The sequence below is a fragment of the Pseudomonas cedrina subsp. cedrina genome, assembly GCF_001983175.1.
GTDB lineage: Bacteria > Pseudomonadota > Gammaproteobacteria > Pseudomonadales > Pseudomonadaceae > Aquipseudomonas > Aquipseudomonas cedrina.
The window spans coordinates 469,479-489,815 of sequence record NZ_MNPW01000002.1 but is presented as its reverse complement, the minus strand read 5'-3'; the positions used below and the strand labels follow the sequence as shown (position 1 = coordinate 489,815).

Here is a 20,337-nt window from a genome sequence, read left to right as displayed (position 1 = left end):
GCATGAGGAGAACTCTACAACCATGATGCGCATCCTGCTGTTCTTGGCCACTAACCTTGCGGTCGTGCTGATTGCCAGCATTACCTTGAGCCTTTTCGGCTTCAACGGGTTCATGGCGGCCAACGGGGTTGACCTGAACCTCAATCAGCTGCTGGTTTTCTGTGCGGTCTTTGGTTTTGCCGGCTCGCTGTTCTCGCTGTTCATCTCCAAATGGATGGCGAAGATGAGCACCAGCACCCAGGTGATCACTCAACCACGCACCCGGCATGAGCAATGGTTGCTGCAGACCGTCGAGCAATTGTCCCGCGAAGCCGGCATCAAGATGCCCGAGGTCGGGATCTTCCCGGCCTATGAAGCCAACGCCTTTGCCACCGGCTGGAACAAGAACGATGCACTCGTTGCGGTAAGCCAGGGCATGCTGGAACGCTTCTCCTACGATGAAGTGAAGGCGGTGCTGGCCCACGAGATCGGCCATGTGGCCAACGGCGACATGGTCACCCTGGCGTTGATCCAGGGCGTGGTGAACACCTTCGTGATGTTCTTCGCGCGGATCATCGGTAACTTTGTCGACAAGGTGATCTTCAAGAACGAAGGCGGCCGCGGCATTGCCTACTTCGTGGCGACCATCTTCGCCGAGCTGGTGCTGGGCTTCCTGGCCAGCGCGATCACCATGTGGTTCTCGCGCAAACGGGAGTTCCGCGCAGACGAAGCCGGTGCCCGCCTGGCCGGTACCGGTGCGATGATCGCAGCGCTGCAACACCTGCGCTCCGAACAGGGCCTGCCGGTGCACATGCCGGACAGCCTGACGGCCTTTGGCATCAACGGCGGTATCAAGCAGGGCATGGCTCGCCTGTTCATGAGCCACCCGCCGCTGGAAGAACGTATCGACGCACTGCGTCGTCGGGGCTGACAGCCCGCCAGCAACACCGAAAGGGGCGATCTGATCGCCCCTTTTTTTGTGGGTGCGGATATCGTCATCGCGGGCAAGCCCGGCTCCCACAAGGATCTTCGTTGGCCCACCCAAGCTGTGAACGACGCGGGCAATGTGGGAGCCGGGCTTGCCCGCGATGGCGATGGCAGGCTCAGCGCCTGGTCAACTGATACACCCGCTCATCAAGCCGCGTAACGCCGTCCTGCACAAACTTCCAGCTCTCCCCCAGGATGTCTTGCTCTTCCAGCACGTCCAAGCGCCAGTGCGAACCGAACAACACCTCCAGCTCATCATCCGTCACCGCAAACGGCGGCCCGGCCTTTTGCGCCTGGTCGTAATCAAGGGTGACCAGCAATCCCTTGCAACCTGGGGGCAACAGGCGGTTCAGGTGCTCGGCGTATCGCGCACGCATCAATGGCGGCAAGGCGATCAGTGCGGCGCGGTCATACAACGCAGCGCAATCGGCCAACGCCTCGGCACCCATGGCAAAGAAGTCGCCGCACCACACTTCGATCAGATCAGCCTGATACACCTTGAAGGCGCCCCGCTCGGTGATACGCGGCGTAAGGTTCTGCTCATTGAAAAACGCCTCCACGGCCTGCTGCGACAGCTCCACGCCCAATACCCGCAGCCGATGGCTGGCCAACCACATCAAGTCCAGGCTTTTGCCGCACAAGGGCACCAGTACCTGGCCGCCTTCGGCGAGCGCCAGTTGCGGCCAGTGCCGCTGCAGATAAGGGTTGACCTCAGGCAGATGAAAGCCGATCTGATCGCGCGCCCAGCGCTCCCGCCAAAACTCTGGCTCCATGGATCACCCCGAAAATTCGATGAAAAGGCGTTAAAACTTATATTAGATTTTGATTGATGAACTGATTGAAGATGAGCCCATGTTAACGCTCAGGACCCCTCTTATGCTCCCCAGCCTGTTTATCTCCCACGGTTCGCCCATGCTCGCCCTGCAACCCGGCGCCAGCGGCCCGGCCCTCCAGCGGCTGGCCGCAGGAATGCCACGACCGAAGGCAATCGTGGTGGTGTCGGCGCACTGGGAAAGCCAGGAACTCCTGGTCAGCGGCAGCGCAGCGCCGCAAACCTGGCATGACTTTGGCGGTTTCCCGCGTGAATTGTTTGCCGTGCAGTACCCGGCACCGGGCGATCCGCAATTGGCCGGTGAGATTGTCGAGTGGCTGCAGGCCGACGGCCTGGATGCTCGTATCGACGAGCGCCGCCCCTTTGACCATGGCGTATGGGTGCCACTGTCGTTGATGTACCCGGCGGCGGATATCCCGGTAGTACAGGTATCCCTGCCCAGCCGCATGGGCCCGGCGCTGCAGACTCGGGTCGGACATGCGCTCGCCGGCCTGCGCGAGCGCGATGTGCTGCTGATCGGCTCGGGCAGCATCACCCACAACCTGGGCGAGCTGGACTGGCACGCAGGACCTGAGAGCATCGAGCCCTGGGCACGGGATTTCCGGGATTGGGTGGTGGATAAACTGGCAGCCGATGATGAAGCCGCCTTGCACGATTATCGTCGTCAGGCACCGAATGCCGTGCGCAGTCATCCAACGGATGAGCATCTGTTGCCGTTGTACTTTGCGCGAGGCGCGGGGGGTGATTTCAGCGTGGCGCACCAAGGGTTCACCCTGGGTGCGCTGGGGATGGACATCTACCGCTTCGGCTGACGAAACGCCGCCCTCTGTGGGAGCTGGCTTGCCTGCGATGGCGGTGTATCAGTGACAATTGTGGTGACTGAGCCACCGTCATCGCAGGCAAGCCAGCTCCCACATTGAACTGAGTGCAGCTCCAAAATCTGAAATCCAAGGTAAAAAAAATCCCCGAACCAGTCGGGGATTTTTTATGTGCGATCAATCAGCCCAAGGGCGGATCAATCTTCGCGGTAGCGACGCAGCTTCAGTTGCTTGCCGGCAACGCGTGTATCTTTGAGCTTGGTCAGCAGCTTTTCCAGACCGTCTTCCGGCAGCTCCACCAGGGAGAAGCTGTCACGGACCTGGATGCGACCGATGGCTTCACGTGCCAGGCCACCCTCGTTGAGGATAGCGCCCAGCAGGTTCTTGGCAGCGATACCATCACGCGCGCCCAGCGCGGTACGGCAACGCGCACGGCCTTCGGCCAATGGAACCGGAGCGCGACGCTCACGATCACCACGGTCTGGACGGTCGCCAGTACGCTCTGGACGATCACCGCGTGGCGCGTTGTTCGGTACCAGTGGGCGTTCTTTCTCGATGGCTGCCAGGGTCAGGGCCTGACCGTTGGTGGCTTTACGCAGCAGAGCTGCGGCCAGGGCACGCGGGGTGCAACCGATATCGGCGGTCAGGCGGTCCAGCAATTCGCCGTGGGTCGATTCAGCGTCAGCCACCAGTGGTGACAGGCTGTTGGTCAGTTTCTTGATGCGGGCATCGAGAACGGCCTGGGCATCCGGCAGGCGGACTTCGGCGACTTTCTGACCGGTTACACGCTCGATCACTTGCAGCATGCGGCGCTCACGTGGAGTCACCAGCAACAGTGCACGACCTTCGCGACCGGCACGGCCGGTACGGCCGATACGGTGAACGTAGGATTCCGGATCGTAAGGCATGTCAACGTTGAACACGTGGGTAATACGTGGAACGTCGAGGCCGCGGGCAGCAACGTCGGTCGCTACAACGATGTCCAGGCGGCCATCCTTGAGGGACTCAATGACGCGCTCACGCTGGTTCTGGGCAATGTCACCGTTCAGCGCAGCGGCTTTGTAGCCTTTGGCTTCCAGGGCACTGGCCAGGTCCAGGGTCGCTTGCTTGGTGCGCACGAACATGATCAGGGCGTCGAAGTCTTCGACTTCCAGCAGGCTCAATACAGCCGAGGTCTTCTGGTCAGCGTGAACCAACAGGTGAGCCTGTTCGATCGCGGTAACGGTCTGGGTCTTGGTCTGGATCTTCACGTGTTGCGGATCGCGCAGGTGGCGTTCGGCAATGGCGCGGATCGACTGTGGCAGGGTGGCCGAGAACAGCACGGTCTGACGGGTCGGTGGCAGTGCCTTGAAGATGACTTCCAGGTCATCCATGAAGCCCAGCTTCAACATTTCGTCAGCTTCGTCCAGAACCAGGTGGTTCACGGTCGACAGGACTTTCTCGTCACGACGCAGGTGGTCGCACAGGCGGCCCGGGGTGGCGACAACGATCTGTGCGCCATTCCGGATTGCCTTGAGTTGCGGGCCCATCGGCGCGCCGCCGTAGACGGCCACGACAGTTACGCCTGGCATTTGCTTGGCGTAGGTTTCAAAAGCGGTTGCTACTTGCAGCGCCAACTCACGCGTTGGCGCCAGGATCAGGGCTTGCGGTTCGCGCTTGGCAGGATCGATGCAGTGCAGGATAGGCAGGGCGAACGCGGCGGTTTTACCGGTACCGGTTTGCGCCTGGCCAATCATGTCCTGGCCGGCCATGATGATCGGGATCGATTGCTGCTGAATCGCCGAAGGTTCTTCGTAGCCGGTCGCAATGACGGCTGCAAGAATGTTCGGGTTAAGATTAAAAGCGGCGAAGCCGCCGGTTTCCTGGGTCATGGGTCTGCCTCTAAGTGCATCCGCAAAGACCCATGCTCCAAAGCTGCGCATGCCGTGTTGAGACTCAAGAGTCGCCCTGGCTGCTTTGTCGGCGGGGATTTGCGAAAACGAATGAATGAAAAAGATTCGTCAAGGGAGAGTCCGCTGTGCGGACGTGCAGCCGAAGCTGACTTCGGGGAATTGCGCTACCTAAACGCGGCCCGGTTAAAGGCCGGCGCGCACTATACCGGAAATAGCTGAAAAAGGGAGCTTTTTTTATCGGAAAGTGCGGATAAACCCTGCTGCGTCAAAGCCTTTGCAGATAACACCGCCAGGGTCTATTTTTCACAGGCCCGGCCCTGCTGGGTCTAACGCTTAAACGGTTCACCTGAATTTTTCCGGCCCTTTGGTCTGAAACCCTTCCCCGCGCCCGAGGGCACACTCGATGAATCAAGCCAGCAGCAGCCGCGTCAGCCGTGAACTCCAGGGCCATGTCCTGTTGCTGGGGCTGGACCGGCCGGCCAAACGCAACGCTTTTGACCTGGATCTGCTCAATGAGCTGAGCCTGGCGTATGGCGAATTTGATCGAAATACCGAAGCACGGGTGGCGGTGGTGTTTGCCCACGGCGATCATTTTACCGCGGGGCTGGACCTGGCCAACGTCAGCGGCGTGATGGCCGGTGGCTGGCAGCCACCCTTGGGAGGTTGTGATCCCTGGGGCGTGTTCAGCGGCCCACGCGTGAGCAAGCCGGTGATCGTCGCGGCCCAGGGTTACTGTCTGACCCTCGGTATCGAGCTGATGCTGGCGGCGGACATCAATCTTTGCGCGAGCAATACGCGCTTTGCGCAGATGGAAGTACAGCGCGGGATTTTCCCGTTTGGCGGCGCGACGTTGCGCTTTCATCAGATCGCCGGCTGGGGCAATGCCATGCGCTGGTTGCTGACCGGCGACGAGTTCGACGCCCATGAAGCCCTGCGCCTGGGCCTGGTGCAGGAAGTGATGGCCAGCGAAGACTTGCTACCGCGCGCCGTCGAACTGGCCAACCGCATCGCGCGGCAGGCGCCGCTGGGTGTGCAGGCCACATTGATGTCGGCGCGGTTGGCGCGCCTGGAAGGTGAAGCCGTCGCGACGGCCGGATTGCAGCCGATGGTGGATAAACTGTTCAACAGCGAGGATGCCAGGGAGGGTGTGCGGGCGATGATCGAGAAGCGGCCGGGGGTGTTCAAGGGGATTTGAATACCCTGAATTAGCCGTCGGCAGTGATGGCCTCTTCGCGAGCAAGCCCGCTCCCACCCTCGACCGCGTTTAACCTGTAGGAATAAGGTCCAAATGTGGGAGCGGGCTTGCTCGCGAAGGCGTCCTGACAGGCGCCTAAGTTGCCGGCCGAATCGCCTTGATCAACGCCTGCAACGAATACCCCAGGCGCGGCGCCAGCCCTTGCGCCCTGGCAGACAGCCCATCCAGGTCCAGCGCCTGATCCAGCTCCGCAGGCACCAGCAAAATCACATTGCCCTCCTTGACCGGCAGCTCCCAGTAATGCCGATGATACAAGCCACGCAACAACGCTGCGCCCAGGGGTTTGCCATCGTCGGTGGCCCACTGGTTGATCACCAGCCAGCCGCCGGGGTTGAGTTTCTTCTGGCAGTTTTCCAGGAAGGTCCAGGCCAGGTGGCCGACGCCAGGGCCGACGTCGGTATAGAGGTCGACGAAGATCAGGTCGGCCGGCTCGGCGGTCTCCAGCAATTGCAGGGCGTCGCCGATGCGGATATACAGCCGCGGGTCATCGTCCAGCCCCAGGTATTCAATCGCCAGGCGCGGTACATCGGGGCGCAGCTCGATCGCTTCGACATCTTCCAGCGGCAGGAACTTCAGGCACGCCTGGGTCAGGGTGCCGGCGCCCAAGCCGAGGAACAGCGCGCTCTCCGGCTGCTCATGGGCCAACGCGCCAATCAGCATCGCACGGGTATAGTCGTACTCCAGCCAGCTCGGGTCAGCGGTAAATACGCAGCTTTGCTCGATGGCGTCGCCGAACTCGAGAAACCGGTAATCGGCCACTTCGAGCACACGGATCATGCCGAAGTCATCATGGACTTCGGCGAGCAGGCGCTCGACACGCTCCTCGGTCATCACTACTCCTAACGGGTTCGCGGCAGGGCAAAGGCGCGATTGTCGGCCAAGCGGTGGCAACAGGTCACGCACTAATTGCTGATAACATTGGCACCCGACCGTCAATCAACCAATCGAGTTCATGATGAGCCAACCCTGGAGCCCCGACAGCTGGCGCGCCTTGCCGATCCAGCAACAACCCCAGTACCCGGACGCTGCGCACTTGCTGCAGGTAGAGCAAAGCCTGGCCAGCTACCCGCCGCTGGTGTTTGCCGGGGAAGCCCGCGAGTTGCGTCGCCAGTTTGCCGAGGTCACCCAAGGCCGTGCGTTCCTGTTGCAAGGCGGCGACTGCGCCGAAAGCTTTGCCGAATTCTCCGCCGCGAAAATCCGCGACACCTTCAAGGTACTGCTGCAGATGGCCATTGTGATGACCTTCGCCGCCGGTTGCCCGGTGGTGAAGGTCGGGCGCATGGCCGGCCAGTTCGCTAAGCCGCGTTCGGCCAACGACGAAACCATCGACGGCATCACCCTGCCCGCCTACCGTGGCGATATCGTCAATGGCATCGGCTTCGACGAAAAAAGCCGTGTGCCGGACCCGGACCGCCTGTTGCAGTCCTATCACCAGTCCACCGCCACCCTTAACCTGCTGCGCGCTTTTGCCCAGGGCGGGTTTGCCGACCTGCATCAAGTGCACAAGTGGAACCTGGACTTTATCGCCAACTCCGCACTGGCCGAGAAGTACAGCCAACTGGCCGACCGCATCGACGAAACCCTGGCGTTCATGCGCGCCTGCGGCATGGACAGCTCGCCGCAACTGCGCGAAACCAGCTTCTTCACCGCCCATGAAGCGCTGCTGCTCAACTATGAGCAAGCCTTCGTGCGCCGCGACAGCCTGACCAACGACTACTACGACTGCTCCGCCCACATGCTGTGGATCGGCGACCGCACCCGCCAACTGGACGGTGCCCATGTCGAGTTCCTGCGCGGGGTGAACAACCCGATCGGGGTCAAGGTCGGCCCGAGCATGAACCCGGACGACCTGATCCGCCTGATCGACATCCTCAACCCGGACAACGATCCCGGCCGCCTCAACCTGATTGCGCGCATGGGCGCAGGCAAAGTCGGCGATCACCTGCCAGGCCTGATCCGCGCCGTGCAGCGCGAGGGCAAGCAGGTGCTGTGGAGCTCGGACCCGATGCACGGCAACACCATCAAGGCCAGCAGCGGCTACAAGACCCGCGACTTTGCGCAGATCCTGGGTGAAGTGAAGGAGTTCTTCCAGGTTCACCAGGCTGAAGGGACATACGCCGGCGGTATCCACATCGAAATGACCGGGCAGAATGTCACCGAATGCATCGGCGGCGCGCGGCCGATCACCGAGGATGGCCTGTCGGACCGCTATCACACGCACTGCGACCCACGGATGAATGCCGATCAGTCGCTGGAATTGGCGTTCCTGATTGCCGAGACGTTAAAGCAGGTCAAGCGCTGAAATTTCAGTCGCCTGGGCTGACGCCATCGCGGGCAAGCCCGGCCCCCACAGGGAATGCATTTCAAAAGGAGGAATGCCATCCCCTGTGGGAGCGGGCTTGCCCGCGATGGGGCCCTAAAGGCCAATCTCTCTATTGATCATCGCCATCCTTAACCGCGCCGCACTCGGCCGCTGGCAATTGAGCTGAACCTGCTCAAGCCCCAGCCAATCGGCCATCTGCCGCAGATTCAATGCCAGCGCCAACATCCCCTCCTCGTCCAGCCCCGGCTCCTCCTCGTGCACCGCATGCACGGCCAAACGCCCATGGGCACGTTCGGCGCGCAGGTCGATGCGTGCAGCAATCCGCTCGTTGTGCAAGAAAGGCAGCACGTAGTAGCCGTACACCCGTTTGTCCTGCGGGGTGTAGATCTCCAGGCGGTAGCGGAAGTCGAACAGGCGTTCAGTGCGGCTGCGCTCCCAGACCAGTGAATCGAACGGCGACAGCAAGGCGCTGGCCGGCACTTTGCGCGGCACTTTTGGATCAGGCAGGCAGTACGCCGGTTGTTTCCAGCCTTGCACCTGGCAGAGCTGCAGTTGGCCGTCTTCCACCAGCTCGGCGAGGCGACTGCGGCTGTCGCCAGGCTCAAGACGAAAGTAATCGCGCAGGTCTTTTTCGGTGCCCACCCCCAACGCCGTGGCGCTGTGCAGCAGCAAGCCGCGCTGGGCCTCGGCCTCCGTTACCTGGGCTTGAAGGATATCGCGCGGAATGACCCGCTCGGGCAAATCATAAAGCCGCTCAAAGCCACGTCGGCCGGCCACCGTGACCAGGCCGGCGGCAAACAGCCATTCCAGTGCGTGTTTCTCGTCGCTCCAGTCCCACCACGGGCCAGCGCGCTCTTCGCGGGTCGACAAGCTGCCGGCGCCCAGCGCGCCCTGTTGCTCGACCGTTTGTAGAACCCGCTGAATCGTGGCCTGTTGCTCGCGACCAAAACGCGCCATCTGCGAATAGATGCCCTGCCCCTGCTGCGCCCGCGCCATGCGCCAGCGCATTAACGGGTAGAGCGTCATCGGCAGCAGAGAGGCTTCGTGCCCCCAGTATTCGAACAACGAACGCCGCCGCCCCTGGCTCCAGGCCGCCTGCTCAAGCATCGACGCGGGGTAGCTGCCCAGGCGGGAAAACAGCGGCAGGTAATGCGAGCGCACCAGCGCGTTGACCGAATCGATCTGCAACACGCCCAGGCGTTCGATCATCCGGTTCAGGTGCGCCGCCTTGATCAGTGCCGGCGCCTGGCGCCCGGAAAAACCTTGGGCCGCCAGCGCCATGCGTCGCGCTTGCTTGAGTGAAAAACACAGGTCGGCGGGCATGGGGTTCTCCGTATGGGCGCACCGACTACCCTACTGCATCGGCGATCATTTTCGCAGCGGGTCTTGCCAGAAATGCAGGTGACGGTCCTGCTCCACGTCACCGCGATTGAGCCCGATGTCTTTGAGTGCGTCGTCGCTCAGGCTCGCCAGCAGCTGGCGCTCTTGATGCAGCGCCTGCCAACGCGCCATGCGCTGGAACATTCCGGAAAACGGACGTTTTGCCATCAACACAAAACCTTTTTGCCCTTTCATCTCTCGCCCTCCATTGGGGATGACGCGAGTGTGTGCCAGGCCTTATGATCAATCCAACGAATGTTTCTTATGCAATACATCTCGGAGATTGATCAATTGCCAGGCTACCCGAGCATCGACACTGAAGTACTGCGCACCTTCGTCGCCATCGCTGACCAGGGCGGTTTTACCCGCGCGGGCGAAGCGGTCAACCGCACCCAATCGGCGGTGAGCATGCAGATGAAGCGCCTGGAGGAAGACGTGTTGCAGCGCAAGTTGTTCGAGCGTGATGGGCGGCAAGTGCGGCTTACGCCCGAGGGCCAGGTGCTGTTGGGGTACGCGCGCCGTATCCTGAAACTGCACAGTGAGGTGTTCAATACCCTGCGCGAACCGCACATGGTCGGGCTGGTGCGCATCGGCACGCCGGATGACTACGTGATGCGCTTCCTGCCGGGGATTCTCAAGCGGTTCTCCAAGGCGTACCCGCTCATCCAGATCGAAATGCACTGCGAGGCCTCGACGGTGCTGATGCAACGTCGGGACCTGGCGCTGACCGTCATCAGCCGCGAGCCAGGCAGTGAGATCGGCGAATTGTTGCGCACCGAGCGCATGGTGTGGGTGGCTGCCGCAAGTTTTTGCGCAGACGAACACCAGGCCCTGCCGCTGGCGGTTTCCGGCGTCGACAGTTTCTGTACCCAGTGGATCCGCACGGCGCTGGACGCGGTCGGGCGCGAATACCGGCTTGCCTACCACAGCTCTAACGTAGCGGCGATCCAGGCCGTGGTGAGTTCCGGCCTGGCGGTGATGGCCAGCGTGGAAAGCCTGGTGACTGGGGACCTGCGCTTACTGGGCAGCGAAGAAGGTTTTCCGCCCTTGCCGTCGATGGATCTTCGATTGCTGCGCAACCCGGCGATGACGTCGCCCATCACCGAATGCCTGGCCGAGTACATTCTCGAAGGTTTTAAACTTTAAAGGTCAGCATCACCGCGCACACTGCCAGAAAGCCGCAGAACAGGCCGCGCAACACGCGCTCCGGCAGCGCATGGGCAACCTTCACCCCCCAGCTGATACTGAGCAGACCGCCGACCGCCAACGGCACGCCGATCAGCCAGTCCACTTCGTGGTGCCAGGCGTAGGTGACCAAGGTCACGCCCGTGCTGGGCAATGCCAGGGCCAGGGACAACCCCTGGGCCACCACCTGGGTGGTGCCGAACAGGCTGGTGAGCACCGGCGTCGCCACCACCGCCCCGCCAACGCCAAACAAACCGCCCATGGACCCGGAGGCAGCACCGAGCACCCCAAGCCACGGCCAGGAATAACGCATCTGCGCGGTCGGCGGCGCATTGCGGGTGAACATGCGCAGTAGGTTGTAGGCGCCAAGCGCCAGCAGGAAGGCGATAAAGCCGATGCGCATGGCGCCCGCGTCCAGGCCTACCGCCCAGATCGAGCCGAGCCAGGCAAACACGAACCCCATGAAGCCCAAGGGCAGCGCATGGCGCAGTTCGATACGGTTGCGCTGGTGATAGCGCCACAACGCCAGCATCACGTTAGGCACCACCATCACCAGCGCCGTGCCTTGGGCCAGTTGCTGATCCAGGCCGAACAACACGCCCAGCACCGGAATCGCTATCAGCCCACCCCCAATGCCGAACAGGCCGCCCACCGTGCCAAGGGCCGCGCCCAAAAGCAGATAAATCATCAAATCCAACACCGCGCGTTACTCCCCAATCCCAGGCCTTGCATGCTACGCAGTCGGCTATGGCGCGCAAAGGCACAGCAACGCACAATGGCTGTGCCGATCTTGCATAAGCGTTGCTTCGATGAACCCGAATACCTTGACCGACCAGTTGGGCCTGTTTCTGGATGTGCTGGAAACCGGCAGCTTCTCCGCCGCCGCACGCCGCCATCCTCTGACGCCCTCAGCCGTAGCGCGGCGCATCGACAGCCTGGAACGTTCGGTGGGCAGCCGCTTGTTCCAGCGCAGCACCCACGCGGTGGTGCCGACCCCGGCGGGCCTGGCGTTTGCCGAGCGCGCACGGCGGATCGTCAGCGAGTTGCAGCTGGCGCGGGCCGAAGCGGTGTCCCTGAGCCACGCGCCGGAAGGCCTGATTCGGGTGGACGCGCCCGCAGCGTTTGGTCGACGGCACCTGGCGCCGGTGGTGGCGGACTTCCTCAACGTGTACCCCGGACTGGACGTGCACCTGCATTTGATCGACAGCTTTGTGGATATGCAGGGGACGCACCTGGGCAAAGTCGACCTGGTACTGCGTGCCGGGCATATCGTTGATACACGGCTGATCGCCACGCCGCTGGCCAGCATCGTGCGCATCGCCTGCGCCAGCCCGGCCTATCTGAAAAACCGTGGCACGCCGCGCCATCCCGGTGAGCTCAGCGAGCATGATGGACTGGACTGGGACGGCCTGGCGCCGATGTTCGCCTGGCGCTTCGAGCTGGATGGGCGCCGCGCGACCTACCGCCCGCGGCGCATCCGCCTGAGCGCCAATAACGCCGAAGCCTTGCTGTCCGGCGCCTTGGCCGGGCTGGGTATCGCCCACCTGCCCACTTGGTTGGCCAGCGAGTACCTGGTGCGTGGCGAACTGCTGCCATTGTTCTGCGAAAACGGCCTGCCCAGCCCGGAGACCACCGGCATTTATGCGCTGCGCCTGGAACAGCAACCCAATGCGCGCAGCCGCCTGTTGCTGGAATACCTGAAAACCCGTTTCAGCCCGGTACCGCCCTGGGACCTGGCCCTGCAAAGTGGTTTGGTCTGACCGCTGGGACAGAATTATCTGGCGCATTAAAGGTTTGCCCGCTAGATTCTAGCCCAGACACGCTTTTTCGAGGTACCGCCATGAGCAAGAATCCCAATCCGTGCGAATCGCTGATGCTGGACAACCAGCTGTGCTTCGCTCTGCACTCAACGTCGCTGTTGATGACCAAGGTCTACAAGCCGCTGCTGCAAGCCCTGGGCCTGACCTACCCGCAGTACCTGGCGATGATGGTGTTGTGGGAAGAGGATGGGTTGACCGTCGGCGAAATCAGCAACCGCCTGCTGACCGATCCGGGTTCGCTGACCCCACTGCTCAAGCGCCTGGAGGGCGAAGGCCTGCTTAGCCGGACTCGCAGCCGTGAGGATGAACGGGTGGTGGTGGTGGAGCTGACCGACGCCGGCCGTGCCTTGCAGGATAAGGCTATGGGTATTCCGCACTGCATCCTCGGCGCCAGCGGCCTGGAGCTGGAACAACTGCGCAAGCTGCAAGGTGACCTGATCGCCCTGCGCACCAACCTTCAGGCCAGCGTCTGACGCGATAGATCCGGCCACCGAATTACAAAAAACTGTGGGAGCTGGCTTGCCTGCGATTGCGATAGATCAGTCATCAATTCTCTGACTGACACACCGCAATCGCAGGCAAGCCAGCTCCCACATTTGTCTGTGTGCCACCTCGAAAAGCCGTATCGCAAAAAATTTCAAAATTTATCTTGCGCGCAAAACATTAGCGCTATACATTCGCCCCACCAACTACTTAGCGCGCAAATATTTAGCGCAAATAACCCTGAGGAAACCACCATGCAAACACTCTATACCGCAGTAGCCACCGCCACCGGCGGCCGTGATGGTCGTGCTGTTTCCAGCGACAACATCCTCGACGTCAAACTCTCCACCCCCAAGGAACTGGGCGGTGCCGGTGGCCAGGCCACCAACCCGGAACAACTGTTCGCTGCCGGCTACTCGGCCTGCTTTATCGGCGCGCTGAAATTCGTCGCCAGCCAGACCAAACGCAAAATCCCGGATGACGCCTCGATCACCGCCCACGTCGGCATCGGCCAGATCCCTGGTGGTTTCGGCCTGGATATCGACCTGCACATCAGCCTGCCGGGCCTGGCCCAGGAGGACGCGCAAAGCCTGGTCGACGCTGCTCACCAAGTGTGCCCGTACTCCAACGCCACCCGTGGCAACGTCGATGTCCGCCTGCACATAACCGTTTAATCAACCGCAGCCGCTCAAGGAGAAGAACATGAACACAGTCGCTAAAGCGCTCACCGGCACCCTGCTCGCCCTGTCCATCACCCAGGCCTTCGCGGCGACCGGTGATGTGGAACACAACACCCAGGCCTTCCTGGATGTGTTGAACGCCGGCACCGGCAAGCCGATAGAACAGCTGACGCCAAAGGACGCCCGTGCCGTTTTGACCGGCGCCCAGGCCGGTGTGAAGCTTACGCTGCCGGCAGCGGATGTGAGCCACAAAACCATTCAGGTCGACGACAAGCCGCTGGACCTGACCATCGTGCGTCCGGCCGGGGTCAAGGGCACATTGCCGGTATTCATGTTCTTCCACGGTGGCGGCTGGGTGCTCGGGGACTACCCGACCCATGAACGCCTGGTGCGGGATTTGGTCGTGGGCTCGGGTGCGGTGGCGGTGTTCGTCAACTACACACCTTCGCCGGAAGCGCATTACCCGGTCGCCATCAACCAGGCCTACGGCGCGACCCAATGGGTGGCCGAGCATGGCAAAGAGATCAATGTCGACGGCAAGCGCCTCGCAGTCGCGGGCAACAGCGTCGGTGGCAATATGGCGGCGGTGGTCAGCCTGATGGCCAAAGACAAGGGCACGCCGGCGATCAAGTTCCAACTGCTGCTGTGGCCGGTGACCGACGCCAACTTCGACACCGGGTCCTACAACCAATATGCCGAAGGGCACTTCCTCACCCGAAACATGATGAAGTGGTTCTGGGACAACTACACCACCGACGCCAAGCAACGTGCCGAGATCTACGCCTCGCCGCTGCGCGCGACCACGGATCAGCTCAAAGGCCTGCCGCCCGCGCTGGTCCAGACCGCAGGCGCCGACGTGCTGCGTGATGAAGGCGAGGCCTATGCGCGCAAGCTGGATGCAGCCGGTGTGCCGGTGACCGCGGTGCGCTACAACGGCATGATCCACGACTACGGTTTGCTGAACGTGATCAGCCAAGTGCCGGCGGTGCGATCAGCAATGCTGCAGGCGTCGGACGAGCTCAAGCAACACCTGAAGTAATCAATACGATGTCTAGCCCTGAAATAGATCGTTCCCGCGCTCTGCGTGGGAATGCCTCCCAGGACGCTCCGCGTCCTGCTTTCAGCGCATAATCCGACACCTGCGCAAGGGTGACGCGGAGCGTCACGGGATGCATTCCCACGCGGAGCGAGGGAACGATCAAACGTAACGCCCATGAAAAAGCCCGACGCTAGGTCGGGCTTTTTTTCGTATCGGCGGGGCCAGAATTACTTCTTGGCGCGACCTTTGTACGAACCACCTTCGCGGGTGTCGATCTCGATCAGGTCGTCGATTTCGATGAAATCGGCGACTTGCAGTTCGGTACCGTTGCTCAGCTTGGCAGGCTTCATCACCTTGCCCGAAGTATCGCCGCGAGCGGAACCTTCGGTGTAGGCCACTTTACGCACGATGGTGGTCGGCAGCTCTACGGAAACCAGGCGCTCTTCGAAGAAGATCGCTTCGCAGACGTCTTCCATGCCTTCTTCGATGAACGGCAGAACGGCTTCGATATCTTCAGCGTTCAGCTCGTACATGGTGTAGTCGGTGGTGTCCATGAACGTATAGGTGTCGCCGCTGATGAAGGACAGGGTCGCTTCCTTGCGGTCGAGGATCACGTCGTCCAGTTTGTCATCGGCGCTGTAGACGATCTCGGTCTTGTAACCGGTCAGCAGGTTCTTCAGCTTGGTCTTCATGATGGCGCTGTTACGACCAGACTTGGTGAACTCAGCTTTCTGAACCAGCCAAGGGTCGTTTTCGAGACGGATCACTGTACCGGGTTTCAGTTCTTTACCAGTTTTCATTGCATATATCCGAAATTTGGATGGGATTTACAAAATTCAAGGTGGCGTATCATATCCAACTTTCATGAAAATTCACCAGTGCCGTCGCAAGATCAGCCTGCAAACCCTGTTCCAGACACCATGTTTCAGCGTGCAGATTGACCTCGGGCCAGTGTTCCAGCAGCATTTTCCACGGTTGCGCCATATCGCCCTCGGTATTCCAGGCGTGCCAGAGCCCGATCAGCGCAGCCCTTGCAGCCGGTGACAAGCCGGCGGTATAGAGCTCGAGGAAGGCATCGAGCTTGTCGAGGTGGATGTCTTCATCCTGCCGGTAGATGTGCCACAGCAGCGGGCGCCCGGCCCACTGGGCACGCACGAACGAATCTTCGCCGCGCACGGCATTGAAGTCGCAGCACCACAGCAGGCGGTCGTAGTGCTCTTGAGGCACGAAGGCGATGACCTGCACCGTCAGCGCGCCGCGTTGCTGGATATCCCCCGCAGCCAGGCGTTCCAGGCCCAGCCAGCGCTGTACATCACCCAGGACGCGCCCCTCCGGCACCAACAGATGAGTGGCACGCCCGTCCGTCGATAACAGCTCCAGCCAACTGGCCAACCCAGCGTTCTCGTAGGCGAACAGTGAGATAAGCCGCGCATCGGCTGCGGGAAATATGCCCAGAGCTTGCAGGAATTCTCGCTGCGCACTGGCATCCTGCTGAAAAGCCCGGCGCTGTTCCAGCAACCCCGACTCACGCAACAGGCCGCCGGTGCCCGGTCGGAAGCCGGGAAAGAAGAAGTACTTCTGCACGCCCTTGAATTTCACCGAGGGCAACCTGTGGCAGCCTACCACCCAGTCTTCAGCGCTCAGATAATCCAGATTCATCCACAACGGCGTACGGTCGCGGGCGGCCATGGCTTCCATATAATCGGGCGGCAACTGGCAGGCGAACGCGGCAATCACTACATCGGCGGCCGGCGCACTCACCCATTCGGCCGGCCAATGGCGGACTTCGACGCCTTCCTGCCACTGCGCATCCTGGCGCACATCAATGTCCGGGCACAGGCGTTCGAAAGCGCGCAGGTCATCAACCCACAGGCGCACAGCGCACGCGTGCTCCACCACCAATTGCCGGGCCAGGCGCCAGGTCACGCCGATGTCGCCGTAGTTATCGACGACGCTGCAAAAAATATCCCAGCGGGCTTTCATTCCGGGCTCCAGTGATCAAAGGCTCGATTGTCCGCATAAATGCGCGGATGCAGAAGGCTTGATCGCGATTATTCTGCGCACTGGCTGTGCGACAATTGCCGCCACGCCACAAATGCTTGCCAGGAGGCCATCATGGCTGATCGTCCGCTGTCGCTGTTCAAACTGATTGTGGGTATCGCGTTTGGCGTCTGGCTGGGGTTTATCGCCATTGTGCTGAGCACTTGGCTGGCGTCGCGCTACCTGTTCCCGCAGAGCCTTGCGCCGGTGGCCCGGGCCGTCGAGCAATTGGGCAAGCCTGCTGTTGTGGTACCTGAGCCACCGAACCGGATGTTCGAGCAATACCAGCAGAACCTGCAGAAGCAGGAACAGCAACAGACCCTGGACCAGGCCCGCAACAATGCGCGCAACCTGTCCAACCCCAAATGCCAGTTCTGGCTGCAACAGGACCAGAACGCCCCCAACGAAAAGACCCGGGCCAATGTCCTGCAATTCTGCGATTGATGACCATGAATAAACACGCCGTGCACCTGCTGATCCTCGAAAAGCTCAGCGTCGACCTCGACATTGCCCAGCGCGCCGCGCAGACCGCCTACGAAACCGCGACCCACGAAGAAAACATCGCGGAAAACAAGTACGACACCCTTGGGCTCGAGGCCTCCTACCTGGCGGCCGGGCAAGCCAAGCGGGTCGAGGAAATCAAGCAGGCGTTGGCGCTGTGCAAGAACATGGCAGTGCGCGCCTACGATGAGCAACGGGGTATAGAACTCGGCGCGCTGCTGGGCCTGGCAGACGAGAACGACCGCCAGCAGTGGCTGTTCCTCGCGCCGGACGCGGCGGGCCTGAAGGTGGACGTGGTCGGGCAACCGGTGACCGTCATCACCCCGCGCTCGCCGCTGGGCAAGAGCCTGTTGGGCAAGTTCGAAGGCGATGAGGTGGAGATTCTGGTGGCGGGCGCCCGGCAACACTTTACGGTTACCGAGGCCAGGTAACCCCCTGTAGGAGCGCGCTTGCTCGCGAAGAACTTGAGAGCGCCGCGTTAAACCAGAGTCGCTGCGTTTTCGTTGACGTTTTTCGCGAGCAAGCTCGCTCCTACAGTGTCAGCAATACTTAATGGACGGGCAGTTCCACACCGTCGAACAGCTCTTCCAGTTCCTGCTTGTTGTGGCACTGGATCGCCTTGGCCATGACTTCACGGGTCAGGTGCGGCGCGAATTTTTCGATGAAATCGCACATGAAGCCGCGCAGGAACGTGCCGCGACGGAAACCGATCTTGGTCACGCTGGACTCGAACAGTTCGCTGGCATCGAGCACCACCAGGTCCTTGTCGAGCGCGGTGTCGACCGCCATCTTGGCGACGATCCCGACGCCCAGGCCCAGGCGCACGTAAGTCTTGATCACGTCGGCGTCGGCCGCGGTGAACACCACTTTTGGCGTAAGGCCGCGATGGCTGAAGGCTTCGTCGAGTTTGGAACGGCCGGTGAAACCGAACACGTAGGTGACGATCGGGTATTCCGCCAGGGCTTCCAGGGTCAGCTTCGGCAGCTTGGCCAGGGGGTGACCCTGGGGCACGACCACGCAACGGTTCCAGCGGTAGCACGGCATCATCACCAAGTCACCGAACAACTCCAGGGCTTCGGTGGCGATGGCGAAATCGACGGTGCCGTCAGCGGCCATCTCGGCGATCTGCATCGGCGAGCCCTGGTGCATGTGCAGGGCCACATCCGGGTACTGCTTGATGAAATCGCGGATCACCGGCGGCAACGCATAACGCGCCTGGGTGTGGGTGGTGGCGATGGACAGGGTGCCCTTCTTCTCGTTGGAGAATTCCTGGGCGATCTGCTTGATGCTTTCGACCTTGCGCAGGATCTCGCCGGCGGTGGTGATGATGCGCTCGCCGGCCGGGGTGACGCGGGTCAGGTGCTTGCCGCTGCGCGCGAACACTTCGACGCCCAACTCATCTTCGAGCAGGCGGATCTGCTTGCTGATACCAGGCTGGGAGGTGTAGAGGCTTTGAGCGGTAGCGGAAACGTTGAGATCGTGGTGCGCCACTTCCCAGATGTAGCGCAGTTGTTGAAGCTTCATATGTGTCCCTCAAAGCAGATAGACGCCACGGGTATCAGCGACGGTATATAACTATATTAAAGGTTCGATTGATAAATCTAGAACTTTTTTATCGTTTTCGCCTCTCACACGTCATCACTGCGGCAACGTTGCAGCGAAGGCACCAGGTAAACCGGCACCGTAGACAGCTGCAACACCCGCGCGGCGGTACGTCCCAAGGGTGTTGCAGCCGCGGCTGCCTGGCTATGACTGCCGACGATCAGCAGGTCCACGGACAATTTGCGCAACTGGTCGAGGATCACCTCGCACGGGTCGCCCTGGATCACCCGTACCGAGCGGATCAACTTCAAGTCTTGTTCGCCCTCCCCCAACTCCTCCCTGAAACTGTCCAGCACCCGTTGTTCAATCGTCGCCATCACCGTGGTCAGGCCCTGGCTCTGCCATTCACTCAGGGCTTTCTCATCGAGGTAACTCTGCAATACCGATTCGGCGAACAGCCCGATAGGCTCCACCACGTGAACCACATACAGGTCCGCCTTGAACGTTCGGGCCAGCGCCAGCGCATGCTGCATCACATAAGGCGCGTACAGGCCGAGGTCCGTGGCGTACAGCATCGAACGAATCATGGAACCCCCCCTGGAACTGCCAGGATGGCGGAGATTAAATGAGCTTAGCAGCGCATCGGCGAATCCGACTGACTTAGCGCTTGAGCTCATTACTGATGCCATGGGGCACATGCCCGGTGGCAACAAACTCCATGGCTTTTTCGCAATGCCCGGCCTGGTCATCGAAAAACACATCGGCGGCAAACGCCTCCAGGAATGCGGATTTTTCCAGGCCGCCGAGGAACAACGACTCGTCCAGACGGATATCCCATTCACGCAGGGTGCGAATCACCCGCTCATGGGACGGCGCCGATCGGGCCGTGACCAAGGCGGTGCGGATCGGGCAGGCGTCGTCCGCAAATTCGCGCTGCAACAGGTTGAGCGCCGCCAGGAAACCTTTGAAAGGACCGCCGTGCAAAGGCTGGCGCGCCGACTCCCGCTCGTTGGCCTGGAACGCTTCCAGACCGCCGGCCTGGTACACGCGCTCCGACTCATCGGAAAACAGCACCGCATCGCCATCAAAGGCAATGCGCAGTTCACCGCTGCAGGCGCGGCGCGCACCGCCTGACAGAATCGTCGCCGCCGCGAAGCCAGCGTCGAGTGCACTGCGCACATCTTCGGCATGGGTCGACAGGAACAGATGGCAACCAAACGCGGCCAGATAAGGATAAGGACTACGTCCGCCTACGAAGGCGGCGCGGGAAATATCCAGGCCGTAATGCTGGATCGAATTGAACACGCGCAAGCCAGTATCAGCGCTGTTGCGCGACACCAGCACCACCTCGACCCGGGCACGACCCAGGCTGGCGTTCAGGCTCAGCAGTTTCTTGACCAGCGGGAACGCGTCGCCGGGCTCGAGGATTTCCTCCTCGTGTTCGATCTGGTACTGGCGGTAGGTCTCGACGCCTTCGGCCAGGTACACCTTGTGACTTTCACTCAGGTCGAACAGCGCGCGCGATGAAATCGCCAGCACCAATTTGTCGCCCATCCCCTTTGCCATGCTCTGCTCCTCGGC

Annotated in this window: 22 protein-coding genes; 11 read left to right on the top strand and 11 right to left on the bottom strand. The window is 61.4% G+C overall.

The window, feature by feature from the left end:
• The first annotated feature begins 22 nt into the window (after window positions 1–22).
• Entirely contained in the window at window positions 23–910 is an 888-nt protein-coding gene (gene htpX / locus BLL36_RS05360) for a protease HtpX (protein WP_076950427.1), read from the top strand.
• A gap of 172 nt (window positions 911–1,082) precedes the next feature.
• Here htpX and BLL36_RS05355 read toward each other — a convergent pair whose 3' ends face one another.
• On the bottom strand, window positions 1,083–1,739 hold the full coding sequence (locus tag BLL36_RS05355; RefSeq protein ID WP_076950426.1) for a thiopurine S-methyltransferase: 657 nt from the start codon (window positions 1,737–1,739) through the stop codon (window positions 1,083–1,085).
• A 103-nt stretch (window positions 1,740–1,842) separates the two neighbouring features.
• Between BLL36_RS05355 and BLL36_RS05350 the strand changes: the two genes are divergently transcribed.
• Window positions 1,843–2,610 (top strand): DODA-type extradiol aromatic ring-opening family dioxygenase, encoded by a 768-nt coding sequence (locus BLL36_RS05350; RefSeq protein ID WP_076950425.1) that lies wholly within the window; start codon window positions 1,843–1,845, stop codon window positions 2,608–2,610.
• 203 nt (window positions 2,611–2,813) lie between these two features.
• On the opposite strand, the gene BLL36_RS05345 is transcribed toward BLL36_RS05350, so the two are convergent.
• Window positions 2,814–4,487 (bottom strand): DEAD/DEAH box helicase, encoded by a 1,674-nt coding sequence (locus BLL36_RS05345; protein ID WP_076950424.1) that lies wholly within the window; start codon window positions 4,485–4,487, stop codon window positions 2,814–2,816.
• Window positions 4,488–4,911: 424 nt separating this feature from the next.
• Between BLL36_RS05345 and BLL36_RS05340 the strand changes: the two genes are divergently transcribed.
• Window positions 4,912–5,703, top strand: coding sequence for a crotonase/enoyl-CoA hydratase family protein (locus BLL36_RS05340; RefSeq protein WP_076950423.1), 792 nt, complete (start codon window positions 4,912–4,914; stop codon window positions 5,701–5,703).
• A 135-nt stretch (window positions 5,704–5,838) separates the two neighbouring features.
• Here BLL36_RS05340 and BLL36_RS05335 read toward each other — a convergent pair whose 3' ends face one another.
• Window positions 5,839–6,594: a spermidine synthase gene (locus tag BLL36_RS05335; protein WP_076950422.1), complete on the bottom strand. Its 756-nt coding sequence runs from the start codon at window positions 6,592–6,594 to the stop codon at window positions 5,839–5,841.
• Window positions 6,595–6,718: 124 nt separating this feature from the next.
• On the opposite strand from BLL36_RS05335, the gene BLL36_RS05330 reads away from it, so the two are divergent.
• Complete coding sequence (locus BLL36_RS05330; RefSeq protein ID WP_076950421.1) at window positions 6,719–8,065, top strand: class II 3-deoxy-7-phosphoheptulonate synthase; 1,347 nt, start codon at window positions 6,719–6,721, stop codon at window positions 8,063–8,065.
• Window positions 8,066–8,179: 114 nt separating this feature from the next.
• On the opposite strand, the gene BLL36_RS05325 is transcribed toward BLL36_RS05330, so the two are convergent.
• Window positions 8,180–9,409: a winged helix-turn-helix domain-containing protein gene (locus tag BLL36_RS05325; RefSeq protein ID WP_076950420.1), complete on the bottom strand. Its 1,230-nt coding sequence runs from the start codon at window positions 9,407–9,409 to the stop codon at window positions 8,180–8,182.
• A 45-nt stretch (window positions 9,410–9,454) separates the two neighbouring features.
• Window positions 9,455–9,661, bottom strand: a complete 207-nt coding sequence (locus BLL36_RS05320; RefSeq protein ID WP_076950419.1) for a DUF1127 domain-containing protein — start codon at window positions 9,659–9,661, stop codon at window positions 9,455–9,457.
• Window positions 9,662–9,730: 69 nt separating this feature from the next.
• Here BLL36_RS05320 and BLL36_RS05315 point away from each other — a divergent pair, with 69 nt between their 5' ends.
• Window positions 9,731–10,612, top strand: coding sequence for a LysR family transcriptional regulator (locus BLL36_RS05315; RefSeq protein WP_076950418.1), 882 nt, complete (start codon window positions 9,731–9,733; stop codon window positions 10,610–10,612).
• Here BLL36_RS05315 and BLL36_RS05310 read toward each other — a convergent pair.
• On the bottom strand, window positions 10,602–11,351 hold the full coding sequence (locus BLL36_RS05310; protein ID WP_076950417.1) for a sulfite exporter TauE/SafE family protein: 750 nt from the start codon (window positions 11,349–11,351) through the stop codon (window positions 10,602–10,604). The two genes, BLL36_RS05315 and BLL36_RS05310, sit on opposite strands and share 11 nt — an antisense overlap.
• A gap of 109 nt (window positions 11,352–11,460) precedes the next feature.
• Between BLL36_RS05310 and BLL36_RS05305 the strand changes: the two genes are divergently transcribed.
• From BLL36_RS05305 to BLL36_RS05290, 4 genes are all read left to right on the top strand, one after another.
• Entirely contained in the window at window positions 11,461–12,411 is a 951-nt protein-coding gene (locus BLL36_RS05305; RefSeq protein WP_076950416.1) for a LysR family transcriptional regulator, read from the top strand.
• Window positions 12,412–12,491: 80 nt separating this feature from the next.
• Complete coding sequence (locus BLL36_RS05300) at window positions 12,492–12,944, top strand: MarR family winged helix-turn-helix transcriptional regulator (protein ID WP_076950415.1); 453 nt, start codon at window positions 12,492–12,494, stop codon at window positions 12,942–12,944.
• 264 nt (window positions 12,945–13,208) lie between these two features.
• Window positions 13,209–13,628, top strand: coding sequence for an organic hydroperoxide resistance protein (locus BLL36_RS05295; protein WP_076950414.1), 420 nt, complete (start codon window positions 13,209–13,211; stop codon window positions 13,626–13,628).
• A 28-nt stretch (window positions 13,629–13,656) separates the two neighbouring features.
• The gene (locus BLL36_RS05290; protein ID WP_076950413.1) at window positions 13,657–14,673 is read left to right on the top strand and encodes an alpha/beta hydrolase; all 1,017 of its coding nucleotides are present in this window, start codon (window positions 13,657–13,659) and stop codon (window positions 14,671–14,673) included.
• 227 nt (window positions 14,674–14,900) lie between these two features.
• Here the strand turns inward: BLL36_RS05290 and BLL36_RS05285 are convergent, their stop codons facing one another.
• Window positions 14,901–15,473, bottom strand: a complete 573-nt coding sequence (locus BLL36_RS05285) for an elongation factor P (RefSeq protein ID WP_003172723.1) — start codon at window positions 15,471–15,473, stop codon at window positions 14,901–14,903.
• Between the two features lie 49 nt (window positions 15,474–15,522).
• A complete protein-coding gene (earP, locus tag BLL36_RS05280) occupies window positions 15,523–16,656 on the bottom strand; it encodes an elongation factor P maturation arginine rhamnosyltransferase EarP (protein ID WP_076950412.1) in 1,134 nt (377 codons plus the stop codon).
• A gap of 132 nt (window positions 16,657–16,788) precedes the next feature.
• Here earP and BLL36_RS05275 point away from each other — a divergent pair, with 132 nt between their 5' ends.
• Both BLL36_RS05275 and BLL36_RS05270 read left to right on the top strand, forming a co-directional pair.
• The gene (locus tag BLL36_RS05275; protein ID WP_076950411.1) at window positions 16,789–17,157 is read left to right on the top strand and encodes a hypothetical protein; all 369 of its coding nucleotides are present in this window, start codon (window positions 16,789–16,791) and stop codon (window positions 17,155–17,157) included.
• 5 nt (window positions 17,158–17,162) lie between these two features.
• Window positions 17,163–17,645, top strand: coding sequence for a GreA/GreB family elongation factor (locus BLL36_RS05270; RefSeq protein WP_076950514.1), 483 nt, complete (start codon window positions 17,163–17,165; stop codon window positions 17,643–17,645).
• Between the two features lie 118 nt (window positions 17,646–17,763).
• Here BLL36_RS05270 and cysB read toward each other — a convergent pair whose 3' ends face one another.
• The 3 genes from cysB to BLL36_RS05255 all read right to left on the bottom strand — a co-directional run bounded on the left by cysB (window position 17,764) and on the right by BLL36_RS05255 (window position 20,322).
• Entirely contained in the window at window positions 17,764–18,738 is a 975-nt protein-coding gene (gene cysB, locus BLL36_RS05265) for an HTH-type transcriptional regulator CysB (RefSeq protein ID WP_012722988.1), read from the bottom strand.
• Window positions 18,739–18,842: 104 nt separating this feature from the next.
• Window positions 18,843–19,343 (bottom strand): universal stress protein, encoded by a 501-nt coding sequence (locus tag BLL36_RS05260; RefSeq protein WP_076950410.1) that lies wholly within the window; start codon window positions 19,341–19,343, stop codon window positions 18,843–18,845.
• Window positions 19,344–19,416: 73 nt separating this feature from the next.
• Window positions 19,417–20,322, bottom strand: coding sequence for a 5'-nucleotidase (locus BLL36_RS05255; protein ID WP_076950409.1), 906 nt, complete (start codon window positions 20,320–20,322; stop codon window positions 19,417–19,419).
• Between the last annotated feature and the right edge of the window lie 15 nt (window positions 20,323–20,337).